Source organism: Burkholderia sp. LFS061 (assembly GCF_047978125.1).
GTDB classification, from domain to species: domain Bacteria; phylum Pseudomonadota; class Gammaproteobacteria; order Burkholderiales; family Burkholderiaceae; genus Burkholderia; species Burkholderia pyrrocinia_C.
This window is the reverse complement of the sequence record NZ_JBFPFS010000122.1, coordinates 1-935: the sequence shown is the minus strand read 5'-3', so window position 1 is coordinate 935 and position 935 is coordinate 1. Positions and strand designations below refer to the sequence as shown.

Below are 935 nucleotides of genomic sequence, written 5' to 3'. Positions count from 1 at the left end.
CCGCGGCGTGCCGCACAATCCGTCGTCGCATCATCCACAGATTGCTCAACGCGAACAGCGTATGCAATTGCTGCGCGTTCTTCATCAACCCGCGATAGCGCACCGTGACGTGACCGAACTGGCGTTTGATGACGCGAAACGGGTGCTCCACCTTTGCGCGAATGCTCGCTTTGAGCCGTTCGTACTCGTCGAGCAATTGACCCAGCGTGGTGTCCATGTCCAGAGCACGACGCTTGCCCGGACGCATCGCAATGTGCCATTCGACCTTGACGTCCTGCGTTTCCTCGCGCTTGTCCACACCCTGATAGCCCGCATCACCGAATACATTCGCTTCGTCACCGTGCACCAGTGCGTGGGCTTGCGTCACGTCGTTGACGTTGGCTGCGGTGCCGACCACCATATGAACCAGTCCCGAGTCGGCATCCACGCCGATGTGCGCCTTCATGCCGAAGTGCCACATATTCCCCTTCTTCGTCTGATGCATCTCCGGGTCACGCTCGCCATCCTTGTTCTTCGTCGAACTCGGCGCGGCAATCAGCGTGGCATCGACTACCGTGCCTTCCTTGAGAAGGTAACCCTTCGCGCTCAGTTGCGCGTTCACCGCCTTAAGAAACTGCTCGGCCAACTGATGTTGCTCCAGCAGATGCCGAAACCTCAGGATGCTCACGCGGTCCGGCAGCCGGCTCATGCCGCCCAGCCCCGTGAATTCGCGGTACAGCGGCACGTCGTACAGCGCCTCTTCCATCGCGACGTCACTCAAGCCGAACCACTGCTGCAAAAAATGAATGCGCAGCATCGCTTCGATGGGGAACGGTTTGCGACCGGTTGCCTTCGTCGGCGCGTGTGGCGCAATCAGCGCCATGAATTCCTTCCACGGCACCACACGCTCCATCTCGTCGAGAAATACGCGTTTGCGCGTCCGCCGGATCGTCAGG

At 60.0% G+C, this 935-nt stretch carries 1 protein-coding gene; it reads right to left on the bottom strand.

Features of this window, described 5'->3' with window-relative positions:
• Positions 1 to 934 (bottom strand): IS5 family transposase (locus ACNQQL_RS35965; RefSeq protein ID WP_347069687.1); only part of this gene is annotated, 934 nt, incomplete at its 3' end.
• Position 935 lies beyond the last annotated feature (1 nt).